General features: G+C 46.6%; 20 protein-coding genes and 1 tRNA gene. 5 read left to right on the top strand and 16 right to left on the bottom strand.

Annotated features, from left to right (window positions below):
• Position 1: 1 nt before the first annotated feature.
• The 3 genes from MTF70_RS18030 (at position 2) to MTF70_RS18020 (ending at position 3,463) form a co-directional block, all read left to right on the top strand.
• Positions 2–973 (top strand): lytic murein transglycosylase, encoded by a 972-nt coding sequence (locus tag MTF70_RS18030; protein ID WP_005388330.1) that lies wholly within the window; start codon positions 2–4, stop codon positions 971–973.
• 88 nt (positions 974–1,061) lie between these two features.
• Complete coding sequence (locus MTF70_RS18025; protein ID WP_017634801.1) at positions 1,062–2,006, top strand: LysR family transcriptional regulator; 945 nt, start codon at positions 1,062–1,064, stop codon at positions 2,004–2,006.
• 257 nt (positions 2,007–2,263) lie between these two features.
• Entirely contained in the window at positions 2,264–3,463 is a 1,200-nt protein-coding gene (locus tag MTF70_RS18020; RefSeq protein WP_005382298.1) for a NupC/NupG family nucleoside CNT transporter, read from the top strand.
• Positions 3,464–3,531: 68 nt separating this feature from the next.
• Here MTF70_RS18020 and folD read toward each other — a convergent pair whose 3' ends face one another.
• Entirely contained in the window at positions 3,532–4,392 is an 861-nt protein-coding gene (folD, locus tag MTF70_RS18015) for a bifunctional methylenetetrahydrofolate dehydrogenase/methenyltetrahydrofolate cyclohydrolase FolD (RefSeq protein WP_005382297.1), read from the bottom strand.
• A 203-nt stretch (positions 4,393–4,595) separates the two neighbouring features.
• On the opposite strand from folD, the gene MTF70_RS18010 reads away from it, so the two are divergent.
• Both MTF70_RS18010 and MTF70_RS18005 read left to right on the top strand, forming a co-directional pair.
• Positions 4,596–4,672, top strand: a tRNA-Arg gene (locus tag MTF70_RS18010).
• A gap of 163 nt (positions 4,673–4,835) precedes the next feature.
• Positions 4,836–6,527: a class I SAM-dependent methyltransferase gene (locus MTF70_RS18005; protein ID WP_005382296.1), complete on the top strand. Its 1,692-nt coding sequence runs from the start codon at positions 4,836–4,838 to the stop codon at positions 6,525–6,527.
• Positions 6,528–6,620: 93 nt separating this feature from the next.
• Here MTF70_RS18005 and MTF70_RS18000 read toward each other — a convergent pair whose 3' ends face one another.
• From MTF70_RS18000 to MTF70_RS17930, 15 genes are read right to left on the bottom strand one after another with little or no spacing between them, the layout of a single operon-like run.
• Positions 6,621–7,844, bottom strand: a complete 1,224-nt coding sequence (locus MTF70_RS18000) for a beta-ketoacyl-ACP synthase (protein WP_205460859.1) — start codon at positions 7,842–7,844, stop codon at positions 6,621–6,623.
• Positions 7,841–8,566, bottom strand: a complete 726-nt coding sequence (fabG, locus tag MTF70_RS17995) for a 3-oxoacyl-ACP reductase FabG (RefSeq protein WP_005388326.1) — start codon at positions 8,564–8,566, stop codon at positions 7,841–7,843. The genes MTF70_RS18000 and fabG overlap by 4 nt, the downstream gene beginning before the upstream one ends.
• Positions 8,563–9,027, bottom strand: a complete 465-nt coding sequence (locus MTF70_RS17990; protein WP_005388322.1) for a hotdog family protein — start codon at positions 9,025–9,027, stop codon at positions 8,563–8,565. The genes fabG and MTF70_RS17990 overlap by 4 nt, the downstream gene beginning before the upstream one ends.
• Positions 9,020–10,207: a beta-ketoacyl-[acyl-carrier-protein] synthase family protein gene (locus MTF70_RS17985; RefSeq protein WP_005388320.1), complete on the bottom strand. Its 1,188-nt coding sequence runs from the start codon at positions 10,205–10,207 to the stop codon at positions 9,020–9,022. Before MTF70_RS17985 ends, MTF70_RS17990 begins: the two co-directional genes overlap by 8 nt.
• A 20-nt stretch (positions 10,208–10,227) precedes the next feature.
• Positions 10,228–10,839, bottom strand: coding sequence for a DUF3261 domain-containing protein (locus MTF70_RS17980; protein WP_054575211.1), 612 nt, complete (start codon positions 10,837–10,839; stop codon positions 10,228–10,230).
• Complete coding sequence (locus tag MTF70_RS17975; RefSeq protein WP_205460860.1) at positions 10,836–13,178, bottom strand: MMPL family transporter; 2,343 nt, start codon at positions 13,176–13,178, stop codon at positions 10,836–10,838. The genes MTF70_RS17980 and MTF70_RS17975 overlap by 4 nt, the downstream gene beginning before the upstream one ends.
• Positions 13,150–13,770, bottom strand: coding sequence for an outer membrane lipoprotein carrier protein LolA (locus tag MTF70_RS17970; RefSeq protein WP_017634795.1), 621 nt, complete (start codon positions 13,768–13,770; stop codon positions 13,150–13,152). The genes MTF70_RS17975 and MTF70_RS17970 overlap by 29 nt, the downstream gene beginning before the upstream one ends.
• The gene (locus MTF70_RS17965) at positions 13,770–14,216 is read right to left on the bottom strand and encodes an acyl-CoA thioesterase (RefSeq protein ID WP_005388315.1); all 447 of its coding nucleotides are present in this window, start codon (positions 14,214–14,216) and stop codon (positions 13,770–13,772) included. Before MTF70_RS17965 ends, MTF70_RS17970 begins: the two co-directional genes overlap by 1 nt.
• Complete coding sequence (locus MTF70_RS17960) at positions 14,216–15,769, bottom strand: aromatic amino acid ammonia-lyase (protein ID WP_205460861.1); 1,554 nt, start codon at positions 15,767–15,769, stop codon at positions 14,216–14,218. The genes MTF70_RS17965 and MTF70_RS17960 overlap by 1 nt, the downstream gene beginning before the upstream one ends.
• The gene (locus tag MTF70_RS17955) at positions 15,753–17,459 is read right to left on the bottom strand and encodes a glycosyltransferase family 2 protein (protein WP_205460862.1); all 1,707 of its coding nucleotides are present in this window, start codon (positions 17,457–17,459) and stop codon (positions 15,753–15,755) included. Before MTF70_RS17955 ends, MTF70_RS17960 begins: the two co-directional genes overlap by 17 nt.
• A complete protein-coding gene (locus tag MTF70_RS17950) occupies positions 17,452–17,820 on the bottom strand; it encodes a 3-hydroxyacyl-ACP dehydratase (protein WP_205460863.1) in 369 nt (122 codons plus the stop codon). The genes MTF70_RS17955 and MTF70_RS17950 overlap by 8 nt, the downstream gene beginning before the upstream one ends.
• A gap of 10 nt (positions 17,821–17,830) precedes the next feature.
• Complete coding sequence (locus MTF70_RS17945) at positions 17,831–19,231, bottom strand: AMP-binding protein (RefSeq protein WP_205460864.1); 1,401 nt, start codon at positions 19,229–19,231, stop codon at positions 17,831–17,833.
• A gap of 4 nt (positions 19,232–19,235) precedes the next feature.
• Positions 19,236–19,796, bottom strand: a complete 561-nt coding sequence (locus tag MTF70_RS17940) for a hypothetical protein (protein WP_205460865.1) — start codon at positions 19,794–19,796, stop codon at positions 19,236–19,238.
• Complete coding sequence (locus MTF70_RS17935; protein ID WP_005382279.1) at positions 19,796–20,053, bottom strand: acyl carrier protein; 258 nt, start codon at positions 20,051–20,053, stop codon at positions 19,796–19,798. Before MTF70_RS17935 ends, MTF70_RS17940 begins: the two co-directional genes overlap by 1 nt.
• 15 nt (positions 20,054–20,068) lie before the next feature.
• Positions 20,069–20,329 (bottom strand): phosphopantetheine-binding protein, encoded by a 261-nt coding sequence (locus MTF70_RS17930; RefSeq protein WP_005382278.1) that lies wholly within the window; start codon positions 20,327–20,329, stop codon positions 20,069–20,071.
• Positions 20,330–20,342: the final 13 nt, after the last annotated feature.

The following is a 20,342-nucleotide window of genomic DNA, read 5'->3' as shown; positions in this document are numbered from 1 at the left end:
TATGAAAAAGATACTGGCTACCATGCTTAGCGTTGGTATGTGTACCTCGGCTTTTGCAAGTAGCGAGGGTTTTGATGAATACTTGAATAAGCTGCGTGCTGAAGCTCGTGATAAAGGTATCTCAGAGCAGGTCATTAGTGCTGCTTTTGCTAATGTTGAGTACAAGCCCCGAGCAGTAAAAGCGGACCGAAACCAACCAGAAAAGAAACTGACATTGGATGAGTACATTCCTCGCGCGGTGCCTGAATGGAAGGTGAAGCAAGCCAGACAACTCTACAAAGAGCATTACACCGAGCTAAAGCGTATAGGCGATGAGTACGGTGTCCACCCGCGCTTTATTGTGGCACTTTGGGGAGTTGAAAGTAACTTTGGTAAGTTTACCGGCAACTTTAAAGTGATTGATGCACTATCCACAATGGCATTTGAAGGCCGTCGTGAAGAGTTTTTCCGTAAAGAGACTATGTCGGCACTGCAGATCCTCGATCAAGGCCATATTGAGCTAGAGAACTTTAAAGGCTCATGGGCTGGTGCGATGGGTCAATGCCAGTTTATGCCAAGCTCTTTCCTTCGTTTTGCTGCTGACGGCAACGGGGATGGTAAAAAAGACATATGGCAATCTGAAGCGGACGTGTTTGCATCAACCGCTAACTATTTGAGCAAGTCTGGTTGGGATGATAAATATACTTGGGGTCGCCAAGTTAAGGTTCCTAAAAATATTGATCGCAGTCTAGAAGGGCGCACGGCTGAAAAAGGCAAATACCTTCAAGAGTGGAGCCAATTAGGTATCACAAAATATGACGGTAGCCCGTTGCCAAAACTGGATGAAGACATCAAAGCATGGTTGATCATGCCGGACGACGAGAATGGTCGTACGTATCTGGTTTACAATAACTACAACGTATTGATGAAGTGGAACCGCTCTTACTACTTCGCACTTGCTGTGAGTCACTTGGCTGACCGCATTAAATACTGATCTGCCATCAAACAATTTGGCATCCAGTCTTCAATACAAGGGCTCTTCGGAGCCCTTTGTTTTTTCTATAACCAAATCGAGGTAAAGCGTGTTATCTGAACGTGCCGCACAAATGGTGATTTTCTCCGCTCTTCTTAAACACAAAAGCTTCACAGCTGCTGCAAAGAGCTTAGGCGTGTCGGTGTCTCATGTGAGTAAACAGTTAAGTCAGTTAGAAGCGTCTCTTGGTATCAAGCTTGTTCAACGCACTACGCGAAGCTTTACGCCGACTGAGGCAGGGAAAACCTTTTTTCATCACTGTGAGCAAGTGGTACAAGCGGTGAGCAGCGCCACATTAGAGATGGAAACCCAGCGGGATGAAGTGGCAGGTTTGGTACGTCTTGGGTTGTCGCAATCATTTGGTACCTTACACATTATTCCAGCGATTCAAGAGTTACGCGAACTGTATCCTCAACTTCAAGTGGAAGTACATCTGTTTGACTATAAGGTCGATATGTTAGCCGAAGGGCTCGATTTATGGGTAACCAACAACGAGCATTTGCCTGAAGGTTACATTGCGCAGCGTTTGACGGATTGCCAGTTTGTTGTTGCGGCATCGCCAGATTACTTATTGAAACATGACACGCCAACAGAACCGGATGACCTATCTGCTCACAACTGCCTCATATACAGAAGCTGGGAGCGTGACTATACGGGGTGGGCGTTTACCAAAGATCAGCAAGAATTGAACGTAAAAGTCTCGGGTAACTATTCAGTGGATCTGGCAGAAGCCGTTCGGGATGCGGCTATTGCAGGTTGGGGTATTGCCTACCTTGCCACTTACTTGCTGGGTGATGAGTTCAGAACGGGTAAGTTAATACAGCTGTTACCTGATTGGAAAGCCAGCCAGTCGATGCCGTTTTATGCGGTATACCCAAGCCGCCAGCATATGCCAAAAAAAATATCCGCAGTGATTAACTTTATCAAACAGAAGATCGGCAACCCTTGTCATTGGGACCAACGTTTGGCGCCTTACATCTCTATTCCTAAATAACAGGATCAATGACGTTGTAGAACGACACATAAGGTGATTCACTTCACAAAAATTTTTCCTGAATCAGAAACATATTTTCCATATGGAAATAATTAAGATAAGCAAACGTTTATCTTCAATAAATTCAATTGGTTATTTTGTTGGTCAGTTATTGGTCGCTTAAACTTTTCACACTGTTAACATCCTCAACTTGCAGCATTTTGAGTCCGCTATACAATCCGGTGCCTTCCATATCCCCCTTCTGTCGGATTCATTTTATGAACTCAATTATTGGTATCGTAGCCATACTATTCCTAGCATGGCTACTTTCTACAAATAGAAAAAATATAAAGCTGAGAACGGTGTCGTTTGCGTTTGCTTTGCAGGTACTGTTTGCGTTGTTGGTTTTATATGTACCAGCAGGACGAGATGCGCTGAATTCAGTGAGCAGTGTTGTGTCGAATTTGATCAACTATGGTCAAGAGGGCATTGCGTTTTTATTCGGTAATTTGGCGACAGGGGGCTTCACCTTTGCGATCAATGTTCTGGGTATCATCGTTTTCTTCTCCTCTCTTATCTCAGGTCTTTATCACATTGGTGTGATGCCAAAAATCATTAACTTTATCGGTGGTGGTATTCAAAAGCTGCTGGGTATCGGTCGTGCTGAGTCTTTGTCTGCTACGGCGAATATCTTTGTTGGCACCATTGAAGCACCATTAATGGTAAAGCCTTACCTAAAACACATGACTGACTCGCAGTTCTTTGCAGTTATGACAGGTGGTTTAGCGTCAGTTGCTGGCGGAACGTTGGTTGGTTACGCATCACTGGGTGTCGACCTCAACTATCTTATTGCTGCTGCATTTATGTCAGCACCTGCCGGCTTGTTGATGGCAAAAATTTTAATGCCAGAAGATACGGATAAAGCAGCAGATATCGACATTAGCCAAGTTGAAATTCCACGTGCAACCAACGTAGTAGAAGCATTAGCCGATGGTGCCATGGCGGGTGTACGCATTGCTGTATCGGTCGGTGGTACGTTACTGGCGTTTATTAGTGTCATTGCAATGCTAAACGGCATGTTAGGCTGGATAGGTGATCTTATTGGGACACCATTAAGTTTTGAGCTCATCCTAGGTTTTGTGTTTGCGCCAGTCGCTTGGTTGTTGGGTATACCATGGCAAGAAGCAACCACAGCAGGCTCGCTGATTGGTAACAAGATTGTGGTGAATGAGTTCGTCGCTTTCATCCAGCTTGCAGAAGTGAAGTCTCAACTTAGTGAACACTCACAAGCAATCGTGACGTTTGCTTTGTGTGGCTTTGCAAACATCTCAAGCATGGCGATGCTGATTGGTGGGTTGGGCTCATTGGTACCAGAAAAGCGTGCATTTGTTTCTAAGCATGGTTTCCGTGCGATTATCGCTGGTGTCATGGCGAACTTAATGAGCGCTTCGATTGCGGGCGTGATTTTAAGTCTGTAATTGAAATAGATATCAACAATTAGCAAAAAGGCTCCTTGCGGAGCCTTTTTCGTATCTGAAGTTTTACGTTATTTGTCTGTGTGGAACTGTTCGCAAGCGAGCATCGTGTTCTCAATTAAACTTGCGACGGTCATTGGGCCAACGCCACCAGGAACAGGAGTAATAAAGCTCGCACTTTCACGTGCTTTGTCGTACTCCACGTCGCCAACTAGTTTGCCTGAGTCAAGACGGTTAATACCGACATCGACCACCACTGCGCCTTTTTTAATCCACTCACCAGGGATGAAGTTAGGCTTACCAACCGCAACCACGACAACGTCAGCTTGACGCACATGACTCTCTAGGTCTTTGGTAAAACGGTGACATGTTGTTGTTGTGCAGCCCGCAAGCAGCAGCTCAAGTGTCATTGGACGACCAACAATGTTTGATGCACCAACCACAACCGCATGTTTACCACGTAGCTCAATGTTGTAACGGTCGAGTAGGGTAATTATGCCCTTTGGCGTGCAAGAGCGAAGCTTTGGAATACGCTGCGCAAGACGACCAACGTTGTAAGGATGGAAGCCATCCACGTCCTTCTCTGGGTGAATGCGCTCTAAAACATGTGTTGTGTCTATGCCCGCAGGAAGGGGTAATTGCACTAGAATGCCGTCAATTTCATCATCGTTGTTTAATTCATCAATCAGAGCTAGTAACTCTTCTTCTGAGCTAGACGCAGGAAGGTCAAAAGACTTAGAAACAAACCCAACTTCTTCACATGCGCGGCGTTTGCTACCGACATAAACCTGAGAAGCAGGATCTTCACCAACTAGAACCACTGCTAAACCAGGAGCACGTAGCCCAGCTTCAACACGTGCTTTAACACGTGCAGCCACTTCGGATCGAACAGTTTGGGAAATGAGAGTTCCGTCTATATTTTGAGCAGTCATGACTTTCCTTATAAATTAAGAAGGCAGATTATCTGCGGCGCATTGTCGCAGAATTTCTTATCAACATCCATACGCAAACGTTTGCTTTGTGGTGTTTTTGAACATTAAGCGTTTTAATGGACTTTTTTTAGGCATTCAGATCAGAATGTTATGAAAACCCGTTGATTTACCCGTTTGAACTCGTATAATCCTGTCCCTGTAGCGCGCCCTTAGCTCAGCTGGATAGAGCACGTCCCTTCTAAGGATGTGGTCATTGGTTCGAATCCAATAGGGCGTGCCATTTATTCAAAAGCCTCGATAACTCTTTGAGTTGTCGGGGCTTTGTCGTTTTTAGGTTTTTGGCTGTAATTGCCACTCTATCTACAACTTTTGAATGGCATTCTAGCCATTGCAATTTCTAGCAATTAATATGGACGCATATTAATTACCTTTCGTTAACCTTTATGCCTGCCACTTCTAACTTTTATGACCGACACGCCGACTCTTTCGCGAAGCAATACACATCGATCCAGTTTGAGGATGTCCACGCGAGTTGGAGAGTCTTCTGGCCCCAGGCTGGAGATCGTGTGTTAGATGTTGGCGCGGGCTCTGGTCGAGACGCGAAATGGATGGCTGAGCATGGGTGTGAAGTTGTTGCGATTGAGCCTGCTCAAGCACTTCTAAGGCTTGGTAAGTCTTACTGTGGCGATTCCGTTACTTGGCTTGAAGATGCATTACCTAAGCTTGAGAAAACCATTAATCTTGGCTTTCGCTTCGATTTAATTCTTGTCAGTGCGGTATGGATGCATCTTGCGCCTACGCACCGTGAACGTGCATTTCGCAAACTTGCAAATTTGTTAGCGCCTAATGGTCGATTGGTGATTAGCCTTCGTCACGGTGACTTTTCTGACGGTCGTAAAGCTTATCCCGTATCGGTTGAAGAGCTCGAAAAGTTTGCAAAGAATAGCGCTTTAATGGTGAGAAACGTATCTCTCGATGACGATCAGTTAAAGCGAACGGGTGTATCTTGGCAAACTGTAGTGATGTCTTTGCCTGATGATGGTTCCGGTGATCTGAATAAGGTTCGCCACATTATCGTCAATGATTCCAAATCGGCTACCTATAAGCTCGCACTACTACGTACTTTACTACGTATTGCAGACGCTCATTCTGGTGCAGTGGTTGATCGCAGCGAAGGTAAAGTTGCAATCCCATTAGGATTAGTTGGCTTATATTGGATTCGTCAATTTAAGCGTTTAATCGATAAAGAGAACATCCAGCAAAGCTCGAACTCGTCTAAAGGGCTAGGTTTTATAAAGCCCGATGGCTGGGGCAGACTTTCCCATTTAAGTCCTGATGATCTTGCTATAGGCACGACATTTTTTGGTGAAGATGCAGTGGCGCTTGATAAAGCGATAAAAGACAGCTTAAAAACCATAAAAGATGGTCCCGTCACTTTTACCTATCAAGGTGATAAATCAAACCCTTACTTTGAAATGATTCGTTCAGCTAAGAAGCCAAAACGTTCAATTGTTGTGGATAGCGAGTTCCTCGAAGGTTATGGGCTGTTTGTGTTGGATGAAAGCCTTTGGGATTGTTTTCGATTGTATAACTCTTGGATTGAGCCGCTGGTGGTCAACCAATGGATTATGGAAATGCAACGATTTCGGTCTAATCAAGAGCGGGGTATTCCACTGCAAACGTATCATGATTGTTTGGTCTGGATTGATAAAGACCATGATACGCGAGTCGTGCGAAAGAGAATTGAACAGTTGAAGCTCAGCCATTGCGACATTGTCAGTGTATGGAGTGGAAGCAAATTACGAAATGAGTATCACGTTGATCACTGTTTGCCATTTGCTTATTGGCCCAACAATGATAAGTGGAACTTACTACCAACATCTAAGGTTGAAAACCTAAACAAGCGTGATCGTATTCCTGCTAGCTATCGATTAAACGCATCCAAGCCGCGAATTTTGGATTGGTGGCAGTTAGCTTGGGGAGAGACGGATAATTTGAGTCGGACGTTTTTTACCGAGGCTTCATTGTCGCTACCTAATGTGCCTGCATCTTGTCAAGATTTTGAGCATGTCTTTGAAGCGATGGGATTACAAATTCGTGGTGTTAAAAGTCGCCTTTGTATCGCGGAATGGTAATGTCTTGTTTGCCGTTACAGCGTGATATATGAACCTGATAGCCACCAACAAAAAAGCGCTGGTTAACCAGCGCTTTTGCATTTATTAAGGGCATTACATCTTTTTAAAGATGATGGAGGTGTTGATGCCGCCAAAGGCGAAGTTGTTACTCATCAAATATTTCACGTCCAGCTCTCGACCTTGTCCGGCGATGTAGTCTAAATCGCCACATTGCTCGTCGAGGTTTTCTAGGTTGAGCGTTGGGTTAAACCAACCTGTGTGCATCATTTCTAAACCTAGCCACGCTTCAATCGCGCCACAGGCGCCTAGTGTGTGGCCAAAGTAGCTCTTGAGTGAACTGATTGGCACTTTGCCCAGAGCATTCGCTGTTGCGTTGCTTTCCGCAATATCGCCGCGGTCGGTGGCAGTGCCGTGAGCAGATACATAGTCGATCTTCTCAGCAGGAATGCCCGCGTTTTGCAAAGCCATTTCCATACAGATTTGCATGGTTTCCATCTGTGGTTGAGTGACGTGTGCGGCATCGCAGTTGCTGGCAAAACCGATGATTTCTGCATAGATTTTCGCGCCACGAGCGACGGCGTGTTCGTACTCTTCCAGAACCAGCGTTCCCGCACCTTCACCAATCACCAAACCATCGCGATCGGAGTCATAAGGTCTTGGTGTGCTTTTCGGGTCTTCATTCTTCAGACTGGTGGCAAAAAGGGTATCGAAGACAGCAGATTCCGTTGGGCACAATTCTTCAGCGCCACCAGCAACCATCACCGTTTGGTAGCCGTGTTTGATCGCTTCGTAGGCATAGCCGATTGCTTGGCTGCCAGAAGTACATGCACTGCTGGTTGGGATCACTCGGCCTTTCAAACCGAAAAATAGACCAACGTTCACTGCCGTAGTATGCGGCATCATCTGCACGTAAGTCGTTGCGGTGATCGCTTTAGTGGTTTTCTCATTCAGCATGACACCAAATGCGCCGATTGCGTCAGTACTGCCTGTTGATGAGCCGTATGCGATACCCGTTTGACCATTGGTGAGTACGCCGTTACCAATCAAACCTGCTTGGCTCAGTGCGTTTTCTGTTGCGACGGTCGCTAATTTGGAAACACGCCCCATGCCGCGTACTTGTTTGCGCTTGTAGTGCTTTGGCAGTTCAAAATCTAAAATGGGTGCCGCGAGCTTGGTATTCAAACCTTCATACTGTTCGTAAGAAGGCATGTATTGCGTCGCGTTCTGGCAGTCACGCAGTTTTGGTTCGACAGATTGCCAATCGTTACCAAACGCAGTCACGCCCGACATTCCGGTTACAACAACTCGACGGCTCATACTAGGCCTCCGTTTACCGAAATGACTTGGCGAGTTACATAGCCTGCGATGTCAGACATAAGGTAACTGACTAAACCAGCAACTTCTTCTGGCTCTCCCATGCGGCGCAGAGGAATTTGCGGCATCGCGTGTTCTTTCACGTGTTCGTCTACCATGCCTGTGTCGATAAGCCCTGGAGCAACGCAGTTGACGGTGATTTTGCGTTTTGCCAGTTCAAGCGCGAGTGATTTTGTTGCACCAATTACGCCCGCTTTCGCTGCGCTGTAGTTAGTTTGACCACGATTCCCCATTAGGCCAGAGACTGATGCAAGCGTAACAATTCGGCCGCCTTTGCGCTTTTGCACCATTGGCATAACACAAGGGTGAAGAACGTTGTAGAAGCTATCTAAGTTGGTATGAATCACACCATCCCATTCTTCTTCGGTCATCGCAGGGAAAGCGGTATCTTTTGTGATGCCAGCGTTGTTTACGACGCCATAGTAAGCGCCGTGTTCGGCGATATCGGCTTCTAGCTTCTCACGACAATCTGCACGGTCACTGATGTCGAATTGGATAAGACGACCGCTACCACCATGCTGTTCGATGGTGTTTAGGGTGTCTTGCGCGCCTTGTTGATCGCCCATGTAATGGACAATGACTTGGAAACCATCTTTGGCTAATTGAACGGCAATGGCTTTACCGATGCCTTTGCTGGCACCTGTAACGAGGACTTGTCGGGTCATTGTTGACTCCTGATTTTCATTTCTTGTAATTTTTCTTCTGATGGAACGTAAACGTTCAATTGGCAAGTCGCTACAACAGTTCCTTGTAGCTCAATACGGGCTGAAAAAACCGCCATACCGTTATCTTCCATAACTTTTTCAGCATACACATCGAGCACCTGTCCGCGAGAAAACGTATCGCATTCAGACGTGTATCGACGGCTACCAAGCAAAAAGCCAATCGGTGGCGCTTGTTCTTTCATTAATGCGTGGTAACCAGACCACGCCGCGACAGATTGCGCCATAAACTCAATGCCAACGTAAGCTGGCACGGTTTGAGAGGTCGAGTCGAAGAACGGGTTGTGTTCTGCGATATCAACCTGGCAGTGAATCGTATCTTGTTGAACATCCAAAGCACGATCAACCAAGATCATTGGTTTGTCGTGTGGCAAAAGTTGTTCGATGGGAGGAAGTTTAGTCATGAGCGTAACCAAAAATAAGACTAATATTATTGCCACCAAAAGCAAAAGAGTTGCTGAGAATCGCTTTGTTACCCAGTTTGGTTGGCGTCTCAACTAACGATATATGGATATCGTCTGCTTTGGTTTCGCAGTGTTGTATTGGCAAATCAAGGTTGTACTTGAGAATATGCCAAGCGATCGCGGCTTCCGTTGCACTTGCTGCGCCTAATGTGTGTCCGGTAAGTGGCTTTGTCGAGCTTACGGGAACGGAGTCTCCAAAGCAGCGATGAATGGCTTTGCTTTCCATCGCATCGTTTAACGGCGTTGCTGTGCCATGCGCGTTGATGTAACCAATGTCTTGCACTGTAAGTCCTGCATTGGCCAACGCTTTTCTCATCGCTTCTTCTGCGCCTAACCCTTCTGGATGTGGTGCGGAAATATGGTGTGCGTCTGAGCTGTCGCCAGCTCCGAGAAGAGCAACGGGCGCAGGTGTTTTGCTTAGCAACATTAATGCTGCGGCTTCACCGATATTGATGCCGTTGCGATGTTGGTCAAACGGCTTACAAAGGGTATCGGATAGAGCTTCTAAACCGTTAAAGCCGTTTAGTGTGAGGCGACAAATGGTATCCACACCACCCACAATAACCGCATCAACAATGCCAGAGCGAATCAGGCGTTGTGCGGTTAAAAAGACACGGCCACTAGAAGAACAGGCGGTTGAAACTGAGTAATGTGGGCCGCTCAAATCAAAGTAGGCGGCAATAAAATCGCTGCAGTTGCCAAGCTCTTGTTTGGTGTAATGGTAGTCGGCAGGAAAATTACCCTTTGCCAGCTTTTCACCAAATGCGATTTCGCCATCTGAAATGCCAGATGTGCTGGTGCCGATCACGACTGCGATACGGTCACGACCATATTTAGCCATGGCGTCACGCACGTCGCCTTCGATTTGCAGCAAAGCCGAAAGTGCGAGGCGGTTGTTTCTCGTATCAAACTGGCTGAGTGCGGTCGGTAATTGCGGTAACGTCTGTGCAATTCGACCGATTACTGTTTGGCGGCCTGAATTTAAAATATCTTGGTCAACCACCATGTTGGATGGCTTCGCTCCCGATAAACACTGGTGGATGAGCGCGTCATCTTGTCCCATGGCAGAGTGAAAGCCACAGGCCTGAATATACAAAGGTTGAGAAGAGCGAATAGGCATATTGTTATTCTAAATTGTTCTTAGTTAATCTGATGTTGCAGTGTTTGAATAGAAATTGAAAACTGATGTTTGAGGTGATGAAAATCAATCTTACCCTCTAACTTGTTAGAAGAGCTGTATTGAATCTCAATGATCTTTTCACCGTCGCTATCAAAGATGGCGCGAGAATTATTTTTATCAATAATTCGCCACCTTACCTCATTTAACGATCCTTCCCAAGCGGAACTCGGCCAGAGCGTGATCATCAGGTTAAATAATACCTGTTCTGGCTGCGGTAGCGAACCTTGTAAACCATTGAGCACTTCGGTTTGAATTTGTTCTCCATCGTAAGACAGTGAGAGTACTCTTGTCCCCCAGGATGAGAAGCCTGCCAGCACCACTTCGTTGTTGGTCACTTGCAGTTGTACCGGAAGTTGCTCAGATGTGGTTTTACCATCTATTGCCCAAGAAGCCGTAATTAACTGACTGGCAGACAACTGATAGCCCAAGCTTGCGGGAGTGGGTAAGCTAACTTGGGTGTGCTCGGCAATGTCGACCTGAGGCGTCGATTGGTGAGGGACCAAGCTGCATGCACTTAAAAACAGGCTCAGTGCGAATAACGTCGCGCAGCGAAAGGCGTGATTGAAAATCATGACGTCGTTTCCTCTGTTTTAATTGCAATCGGAGAGAGCAGCCAAGCGACAAAAATACCACTTAACACCGTAATGCCGAAACTGTGAATCGCGTGAGTTTGGCTGAGTGACAGCAACCCAAATGACAACACAGTGGTCATTGCCGAAAGGGTGATCGCTAATAGTGTGCTCACACTGCGGGCTTTCTCGGCAAAGAACAGAGTGTAATCGATCCCGATACCAAGAATGAGCACCAAGCCAAGCAAGTTGAACAGGTTTAATGTTGTTCCCATCGCGACAGCAGTTGCAAGACCGCAGGCGCAAGCAATCAATGATGGCAGTAAAACTCGCCAACTGTGTTGCAGACCGTACCGCTTGATTAATACCAGAAAGATCACAGCACTGGCGGCTGCCAATAGCTCCATGATTTTGATTCGGTATTCACCAAATAGGGCGGATATTTCTTCAGCTTTGTTTAGGTAAACAACATCAGACTGTGATTTGGCAAATGCCTTAACAACAGCGGAGTCTTGCAATTGGTTTAACACCACAACCGTTGCCGATTTTTCTTTAATTTTACCCAAATGAAGAAAACGTACAGGCGCTGATACCGGGTTTTGCAAGTACTGTTCAACCGTAACAGGGATAAAGTCGGCGTCCATTTTGGGCTTTTTACTTAAGCCCAACCCGGAAGTAAGTGGGCTGGATTGTGTCGCGTAAAGATCGCGAATCAATTGATAGTCTTGTTGCTGACGTTCCACTGAGCTCAAGTAGCGGCTCAGGCTCTGGTAGCTTTCGATGGTGCTTTCCGCTTTCCACGCTTCTAAAGTTGGTGTCAAAGACTCCAGCTTTTTCATTAGGCTTTCGTCATCGTCGGCGGTAACGACCAACATTTGCTGCGAAGATTGCATGCCACTGAGCGTCGTAATCAAGGTTTCTTGCTGCTTGAGATCTTTCGGCATCGTTTGCAGCAGACGAATGTCGTCATCGTAGTTCAATTGCAGCAAGAAAAAGCCACTCGCAACCACACATAACATCGGTAATCCGACTTTAATTCGAGGTTGATTCCAAAGCGTTAACCATTTCGCCAACAGTGATTGTCCTGGTAAGTTCGAAATGGATCGCGATGGGTTACGAGCCAGTATCGGATACCAAGCCACCACGGTGATGTAAGCAGCAATCAGACCAAGGGATGAAAACAGCGCAAGCTGCTGCAAACCTGGAAACGGTGCCACTAACATGCCCAAATAGCCGATCAAACTGGTGATTAAGCCAAGTGTGATAGCTATGAAAATATGCTTTAATCCTTGCTCGCTATCCCATTCATTTCCCGCCGCAAGACGTTCGGTTAGGTAGTGGAATGCGTAGTCGATAGACACGCCGATTAAACTTGCGCCAAACACTAAACTGAACAGATGGACTTTTCCAAAAATCCACGTCGTAACGGACAAAGCAACGAGCAAACCAATGGTGATGGAAAGCAGTGCCAGAGACAGTGGCATCACACTACGAAAGACCAACACGAGCAATGCAATGATACCGAGCAGAGAGAACACACCGATGGTACTGATCTCCGATTTGGCACTTTGCGTACCAAAGTCGGCGTAAAATAGAACGCCAGTATGTGCCACTTTAGCGCCATATTTCTGCGCGACGCTTTGCTCTAGCGCTTGAATGTCAGGGACGGCAAGCTGCCCAGTTAGGCTATAAGGCGAGTCTTTTAGCTCAGCAGTAATAAGCAAGTATTGAGCACCGTCTTTTTCGACGGACAGATAGCCGTTATCCAATCGGAAAGAGGACGATTGCTGGGTAACTTGGCTTAAATAATCACGAAATAGCAAGAAAGGATCATTTTGTAACTCTTGCCCAGTCACTCCAGAAAACGGGTTGTACAGAGACTGAATCACATGCTGCACTTGCTGTTCTGGATTTTTGCTTAAACGCTCTCGTTGTTCAGGCGTCAGCAATTGGAAACGGTGCTTAAAGTAGTAACTCGCCCAAGCTTGCTGCTCTTGAGGTGAGATTTTTCCCACCACATCGCGAAAATGATTACTTTGTCGTAACCCCTTATCAAATTCAGTGGCCGCTGCAAAAAGGGCATTTTTGTCCGGCGCTGTGATCACGAAAATGACTTTGTCGCTCATACTTGCCGAGACCGACTCAAAGGCTTGCTCAGCCACTGGGTTTTGTTGGTTCTTCGGCAACAGTTTTAAAATGTTGGTCTCAATCGGAGATTCTGCGCTCCAAACCCATTGTTTGAGTAGCAACGCGCCCGCTAAAACAACGAGATTGAGCCAAACCAGAGCAAAGGTATGAGTGCCAAGACTGAGTTTAGAAACGGAATTGAGCGTCTTCGGCATCCGTGAGTTCCTGAGGTAGAGAGGTCTGGTTCGTAAACGTGATTTCGGTCTTATCGCCACGCAGCTCTTGTAGGGTTAGGCGATCAATGTGCGTTTTACCGGAAAGAGTGATGGATTGAAACACCGCATTTAATGGCGACTGTTTTGGCACTAAAACGAGCTGCCATTGATTGTTCTCAACTGAAAAATCGAGTGTGAATTGTTCTTGCAGTGCAGAAGTATCCCCGTGGAACACGGATAAAAACACATGGCTAAAGTAGAACGCCATTGGGTTTTCTTCAGCAGAAATCGTTTTCGGAGCTTGGTCGGCAAAAGTCTGACGAAGTTTGTTTTCCGTCAATACCAAATTGACTGCGAAAGGTTCAGTTTGTTGCCACAACAAGCCATGTGTTTTGCTCAGTGTGAACTGACCTTTAGAGGTTAAAGGTTGACTAAACATTTCCAGATGACGCTGCTGCGTAAAATCTCCGCGTACGATTTCATGCTGAGACAACTGCTGTTGAAGCGATGCCAAATCCGTTACGTTTGCTGTCGGTGTGGCCAGTGCTGGAACAGAAAATATCAACAAAAAAGAGAGTAACCACTTTTGCATTAGTTCAGGCTCCCATGGTTGTGCCATTGCTCTACTTTATCTAAAAAGACTGCTGGAGAAACAAAGCACATCTCTTGCTTTTCAATGGATACGGCGACTTGCGTTGTATGCGCTTTGCACATACGTTGATTCGTTTCGGCGTCGTAAATCACGTAATCCACACGCAAGCGGTTTTCCCACTCAGTGAGTTGCGCGGTAATACGAATGGTGTGATTAAACGGAATCGCCTTCACGTATTTAACGCGCGTATCGATGATCGGCCACATGTACCCAGAGTCTTGCATATCGCGATAGCTGTATTGAATCTTCTCCATCAGCACACGACGCGCTTCTTCAAAATACCGAAAGAAGTTGCCGTGATAAATCACGCCCATCGGGTCAGCATCTTGGAATGAGGTGACCATTGTCACCTCCGCTTCTAATGGGTAGAGAACCTGCTCTTGCATTATACCTCCGCGTAGAGTGGCCAATGACGTTGCTGAATGCGTTCAATGAAATGACGCAAATCTTGTTCCAATGGGCGATCTTCAATCACAAATTCAAACTCGCTCAGTACGGCGTCACGAATTACTCGCAAACTCTGACTCATGTGGTGTTCGTCCAATTCGTTATGACGGCGACGAATCTCAACCGCTTGAACGCTTGCTAGGAGTGAAGCCGCAGCAACTTGCTCTGTTAACTCAAGTACGCGTAAGCAATCACGAGCTGCGATGGTGCCCATGCTCACTTTGTCTTGGTTGTGACATTCGGTTGAGCGAGAAAAAACGCTTGCTGGCATGGTGTTTTTCAACGCTTCTGCCGTCCAAGCTGAGATACCAATCTGAACCGCTTTAAAGCCGTGGTTGATCGGTTTACGCTCGCCTTCTGCACCGGTTAAGTTAAACGGCAGGCCGTTATTGAACTTGTAATCCATCAATTGCGCCATCTGACGATCCAGCAAATCAGCTAAGTTGGCAATGTTCACTTTCAACGTATCCATCGCCATTGCGATATGACCACCGTAGAAGTGACCGCCGTGGAGAACGCGCTCGTTGTCGCCATCGATAATTGGATTGTCGTTGGCACTATTTAGTTCATTCTCAATCAATTGACGTAGCCAAGGCAGTGAGTCTTGCACCATGCCAATTACGTGTGGCGCACAACGCAGCGAGTAACGATCTTGCAGTCGGTCGCTATTGCGTGGCGGACGCTCAGCATTGAGATCATCACGCAGCCAAGCTGCAACTTGCTGTTGACCAGGGTGAGGTTTTACCGCAAACAACGCTTCATCAAAGTGGAAATCGTTACCTTGCATACCTACAGAGACCATTGCGGTAATCTTGGTGCAAAGCTGCGCTAGGTATTCTGCACGTTTGTAGGCAAGACAGGCGAGGGCCGTCATCACGGATGTACCGTTCATTAACGCCAAACCTTCTTTTGGTTTTAGGCAAATTGGCTCAATGCCCAGCTCTGCGAACACTTCTTGTGTTGGTCGCACATCGCTTTTGTAAAGCACTTCACGCTCGCCAATCAAGGTCGCCGCTAGGTAAGAAAGAGGCGTTAAATCGCCGCTTGCGCCCACCGAGCCTTCTTGTGGAATACGCGGCGCAATGTCGTGATTGATAAGCGTAACGATTTGGTTTAACAGATCGTGAGACACGCCAGATACGCCTTGCGACAATGAACATAAACGTGTTGCCAACACCGCGCGAGCTTGCTCATGAGAAAGGATTTGACCTAAGCCACAACCATGGAAGCGTGTAAGGTGCAACGGAAGTTCATCCACAAGAGCGGGTGGAATCGCCACAGTACATGAATCGCCGTAACCCGTGGTCACGCCGTAAATAACGCCTTCTTCTTTCAGTAACCGTTCCAGAAACGCCACGCCACGATCAATTTTCGCGGTAAATTCTGGCGAGGTGTTCATGTTTGCCTTTGCACCTTGAGCAATGGCAACGACATCTTCGATGGTTAAAGATTGGGCACCAAAAGTGATGTTGTGATTATTGTTGTTTGTCATGTGGCTGATTACTTAAAGTCCAGAAGTTAAAAAAGTTGTACCACTGTAACGGCGCTTGCAGTGTGTGGTGTTCTAATCTGTGTGCGTACTGTTGAACAACGTGTTCTAGTGCCTGCTGACGCTCCTTGCGCGGTAGCGTGATTTGGTCACTAAAGTGTTCAAAGTACACATTAAAATGCGGAGTGTTTGCTTCATCGTCGCGTAGGCCGAAGAGTAGATAAACCGGCGCTTTTAATACCGAGGCCAGCATGAATGGGCCTTGCGGAAATGGCGCTGGTTTACCAAGAAAATCTGCCCAAACGACACGATTTTCTTTGCTGGTAGAAGTGCGATCGCCAACGATCACCACCCATTCGCCTTGCTCGATTTTTTGTTGAAGCAGAATCGCGGTGTCTGGTCCCATTGAGCTGACTTGAATCAAATTCAGTTCCGAGTTTGGGTTTACCGCCTTCATTACCGCATTAAATTGTTCAGCGTGTTGGGTAAATACCAAGGCGTTGATTTTGACATGAGAGTGTCGACGACCAAGCGCGCGGCAGAGTTCGATATTGCCAAGATGCGAGCCTAAAATGAGCACGCCTTGTTTTTTCTGCGCCATCTCTTCGAAATGATGCTGGCCGTGAATGGTTAGGTTGTCGACGTTAAAGTCACCTTGCCATGCTGCCAGTTTGTCGAGCATGGTACGCCCAAAGGAAAGCAGATGATGATAGCTGTCCAACTGCTTTGGCAGTGCGATGTTCTGCTGCGCTGCGTAGTGCTGTAAGTTGTTCAGGTAAACCTCAGACGCTTCACGGGCAGATTTACCCGTGAAGTGGTAGTAGCGCATGACTAGCTTTAAAATCAGGTCGAACGCTTTTCTACCGAACAAGCGGTAAACCGCGAGCAAGGTTTTGATGCCTAAAATCGTGCCTTGTTCTTTTCGTTTCGACCAGTGGGCATTGCTGTCGTCTGTGTGACTGTGCTTTCTGGCGAGTAGCGAAGGAATGCGCGGCAACATGCCAAAAAATAGGCGAGTGTGCATCCAGCTTATCTTGACGTTATCCCACAATGCGTCGAAGTGGGAAATGCCACCTTCAGGGTAGATCACGCGCGTTGGAACAAAATCAATATCGACGCCTTCCCAGTACATTCGCACCAGAATTTCGATATCAAAATCCATGCGTTTGCCGATGTTGTACTTGTTCAACACGGCGACCGTTTTCGCCACTGGGTAGGCGCGAAAACCACACATGCTGTCTTTGATAGACAGTGACAAGGTTTCTATCCACACCCAAATGTGCGTAGCGTAGCGACCATACAGACGGGCTTTAGGTACGCTCTCGTCGTATATCGGTTGGCCCGAAATCAGGTTATCTGGTTTTGTTTCGCTGGCGCTGAGCAATTTCGGCAATGCTTCTAGGTCGTGCTGACCATCTGCGTCGATTTGAATGGTGTGCGTAAAACCAAGTTGGTGAGCTTGATGTAGGCCTGCCATCACCGCGCCACCTTTGCCTTGGTTTTCGCTCAAACTAATCAGTTTTATCAGCCCTTGTTCACTCAAAGCAGAAAGCGCTTGTTTGGTGTCTTCATTGCTGCCGTCGTCCACGACCAGCACTGGCAAAGCGAAAGAGGATAACGACGCAACCACGTCTGCAATTGTGCTGCCGTGGTTGTAGCAAGGAATTAAAAAGCAGGGGCGATAATCACTCACGTGACTCACCCAGTTTCATTTTTCCTGACGAGTGAGTCACCAAGGTTTCACCGTTTTTCGATGTGTACTTAAAGGTCAATTTCTCACGCTCATTGTCCCAAGAGAGTGAGAGGCAAACGTCGGCGTTTGGCAGAATCGGCTCTTGAAATTTGATGACTTCCATTCCTTTAAATACCTTGGGAGTATTCAAATATTGAACGGCGTAGAACAGCGCCCAATCAATTTGAGTGACGCCGGGTAAAAGAGGGAAGTGATTGAAATGACCTTGGAAATCTAAGATGTCAGCATCCACTCGCAGCGACAGCTCCGCGGTATGGTCACTCACTTCAATATTCTGAAAAGTTGGTTTTCTTTTATCCATGTTACTAGCTTTATTGGAATAGTTTTTCAATTTCAGCAACTTGGCGTTTGCCTTGGCTGTTCAATGGAATTTCGTCGACCACTCGGAATTTTCTCGGGATAGCGATCGGTTCTAGCCAATTGCGCAGTGCCTTGCGAAGCTCAAGCCAAAATTTGCCTTTACCAAGTTCATTAAGCACATCGCTGCCTTGATCGTTAAGTACGATGATCGAGACTAACGTGAGGCGACCAGATTCTTCCATTGGGATCACCACGCTTTCTTGAATCCACGGCAATTGCTCTAAACGTTTTTCCACTTCGACAAGGGAAATACGCTTTTCTTCGACTTTGACGATTCGGTCAGTGCGTCCACGCAATTCAAAAGAAATACTATCATGGAAATAGCATTCATCCGCAGTTTGGTACCAAGTGTTTTCATCAATGTGTGGCGAGCGGAGCTTTAAACAATTTTCATGGTTAAGCTCGGCTTCAACACCAGGGAATAACGTCCAGGGAGTACTGGCTTCGTGCTGCTGACGGTAAGCAATGCCGCCGGTTTCTGTGCTGCCAAAAACCTCAATAGGAAGTGACCCAAACAACAACTGGCTGTGCTGCGCGGCTTGGTTTGGCAAGGGACCACCAGAAGAAAATACGCACCGAATCACAACCGGATTATGCTCTTCACTGAGTCGTTTTAGTAACGCAGGGCTGCTTACTAGCGTGGTGTCAGCATCGGCGTGATGGACAATTTGCTCTGGGAACTCAAGGTTGTGTGCTGAAAATGGACGTGCAGAGCACAAAGGCCACAATACGCGGAACAGCAAGCCGTAAATGTGTTGATGAGAAACGGTGCTTTCAACGCGTGTGTTGGCAACTGTGTCGCCCCATAGGTTACCTAGAATAGAAACTTCGATATCGAGCTGTTTCAGCGTTTTTGCAATGGCTTTTGGTGTGCCGCTTGAACCCGAAGTGAATAGCGTTACCGGTATTTCCGCCAGGTTTAATTCACGCCAAAAATAAGGTTGTTTGGCCTCTGGCTCGTTAATCACGGTGGTTTCTAGCAATGATTGAGCTTCGATCAAAAGCGAGCTCACCAATTCTGGAACCGAGACATCAGCATCATGCAGCAACAAATCGTAGTGCTCACTGAGCTCTTTGAGTGCTTCTAGTTGGTAATTACCAGGTAATACAATGGATTTTCCTGTATAACAACAAGCAAAAAAGCCAACGGCAAACAGGTAGCTGTTGCCAAAACACAACGCAATGTTTTGCGTTGGTTGGGTTTCTAACTGCTGAGCAAGTGTTGCGACGTGCTGCTGGAAATCACCCCACGTGATAACCGTGTCGCGATCGTAAGAGACTGGGGATTGCTCAGACCTCTCTGCGATGAACAAGGTCGCAAGGGAGGTAAAGCTCGAATACGTTGTATTCATACGATTAGTGTTCCTTTCGAACAAATTGACGCACGATCCATTCTCCAGCGAACAAGCCACCAGCAAGTAAGTAGCTGATGAGGCCGTTATAAAGCGTCCATATTTTTACTGGTAGGAAACAGGTATAGAGTGCAACGGCAGCGTTGAGCGTAAAAAAGGCGCACCAAACCACCGTCACTTTGCGAGTGTAAGCCACGCCACTAGCCGGAAGGTCGGGTTCTTGCAAGCGAGCAAGCCTCTCTATGATCGATTGCGGCTGTTTTAAGCTCAGTCCAAATACACACAGCATACATAAATTGACAACGACAGGGTAAAACTGAAGCCACCCGTGTTGTTTAAACACCATGCCAAGTGTAATTAGAACAATGCCAACAGCGCCCGTAGCGAGCGCCAAGAATTTAAACTCTTTTAGTGGGGTCTTATTTGCGACGAAAACACGCAAAAGTAACGCAGCAATTAACAAGCCCCCAACTAAGTTCAAGCCAAATTTATCTATACCGAAATAGACGGCGAAGGGGTAGGCAAACAGTACAATTGCAGACAGACCAGTCAGCAATTGGCGCATTAACTTTCCTTCAATAACTCAGTGACAGCGTTAACCACATCGTCAACGGTTCTTACTGCACTAAACTCTGCTGGCTTGATTTTTTTGCCAGTGACATTCTGTAGGTGTACGACCAAATCAACGGCGTCAATGCTATCAAGATCGAGATCTTGGTATAAGTGCGCATCTGATTGAATGTCGGCTGCGTCAATTTCGAACAGCTCAACAAGCGCATCTTTAACTTGTTCAAATACTTGATCTTTATTTACATCAGTCATGAATATACCTACAACTTATTCATTAGTTTGAGAAGAAACGTATTTCGCTAGATTTGCTACAGACGCAAAGTGTTCGCGCGTATTTGAGTCGTCGGCATCAATAACGATGTTGTATTGTTTTTTTATTGCGAGTCCAAGCTCAAGCGCGTCGATAGAATCTAAGCCAAGTCCATCACCAAAAAGTGGTGCATCCGTTTCAATATCATCTACGGTTAAATCTTCAAGGTTTAAAGCATCAATAATAAGTTGCTTAATGTCGTTGTGTAACTGTTCCACTGGGACCTGCTTA

Origin of the sequence: Vibrio sp. 2CM40D (genome assembly GCF_023161825.1) — a bacterium.
Taxonomy (GTDB): domain Bacteria; phylum Pseudomonadota; class Gammaproteobacteria; order Enterobacterales; family Vibrionaceae; genus Vibrio; species Vibrio alginolyticus.
The sequence above is the reverse complement of the archived record's forward strand: the minus strand, read 5'-3'. Positions and strand labels throughout refer to the sequence as shown.

Bases quoted from the DNA above. Each gene is read 5' to 3' on its own strand.
- folD (WP_005382297.1), bottom strand. From the start codon at position 4,392: ATGACTGCTCAAAATATAGACGGAACTCTCATTTCCCAAACTGTTCGA.
- MTF70_RS17965 (WP_005388315.1), bottom strand. From the start codon at position 14,216: ATGCAAGAGCAGGTTCTCTACCCATTAGAAGCGGAGGTGACAATGGTC.
- MTF70_RS17950 (WP_205460863.1), bottom strand. From the start codon at position 17,820: ATGGATAAAAGAAAACCAACTTTTCAGAATATTGAAGTGAGTGACCAT.
- MTF70_RS17970 (WP_017634795.1), bottom strand. From the start codon at position 13,770: ATGCAAAAGTGGTTACTCTCTTTTTTGTTGATATTTTCTGTTCCAGCA.
- MTF70_RS17935 (WP_005382279.1), bottom strand. From the start codon at position 20,053: ATGACTGATGTAAATAAAGATCAAGTATTTGAACAAGTTAAAGATGCG.
- MTF70_RS18030 (WP_005388330.1), top strand. From the start codon at position 2: ATGAAAAAGATACTGGCTACCATGCTTAGCGTTGGTATGTGTACCTCG.
- fabG (WP_005388326.1), bottom strand. From the start codon at position 8,566: ATGACCCGACAAGTCCTCGTTACAGGTGCCAGCAAAGGCATCGGTAAA.
- MTF70_RS17975 (WP_205460860.1), bottom strand. From the start codon at position 13,178: ATGCCGAAGACGCTCAATTCCGTTTCTAAACTCAGTCTTGGCACTCAT.
- MTF70_RS17945 (WP_205460864.1), bottom strand. From the start codon at position 19,231: ATGAATACAACGTATTCGAGCTTTACCTCCCTTGCGACCTTGTTCATC.
- MTF70_RS18005 (WP_005382296.1), top strand. From the start codon at position 4,836: ATGCCTGCCACTTCTAACTTTTATGACCGACACGCCGACTCTTTCGCG.
- MTF70_RS17940 (WP_205460865.1), bottom strand. From the start codon at position 19,796: ATGCGCCAATTGCTGACTGGTCTGTCTGCAATTGTACTGTTTGCCTAC.
- MTF70_RS18020 (WP_005382298.1), top strand. From the start codon at position 2,264: ATGAACTCAATTATTGGTATCGTAGCCATACTATTCCTAGCATGGCTA.
- MTF70_RS17990 (WP_005388322.1), bottom strand. From the start codon at position 9,027: ATGACTAAACTTCCTCCCATCGAACAACTTTTGCCACACGACAAACCA.
- MTF70_RS17960 (WP_205460861.1), bottom strand. From the start codon at position 15,769: ATGACAAACAACAATAATCACAACATCACTTTTGGTGCCCAATCTTTA.
- MTF70_RS17980 (WP_054575211.1), bottom strand. From the start codon at position 10,839: ATGATTTTCAATCACGCCTTTCGCTGCGCGACGTTATTCGCACTGAGC.
- MTF70_RS18000 (WP_205460859.1), bottom strand. From the start codon at position 7,844: ATGAGCCGTCGAGTTGTTGTAACCGGAATGTCGGGCGTGACTGCGTTT.
- MTF70_RS17985 (WP_005388320.1), bottom strand. From the start codon at position 10,207: ATGCCTATTCGCTCTTCTCAACCTTTGTATATTCAGGCCTGTGGCTTT.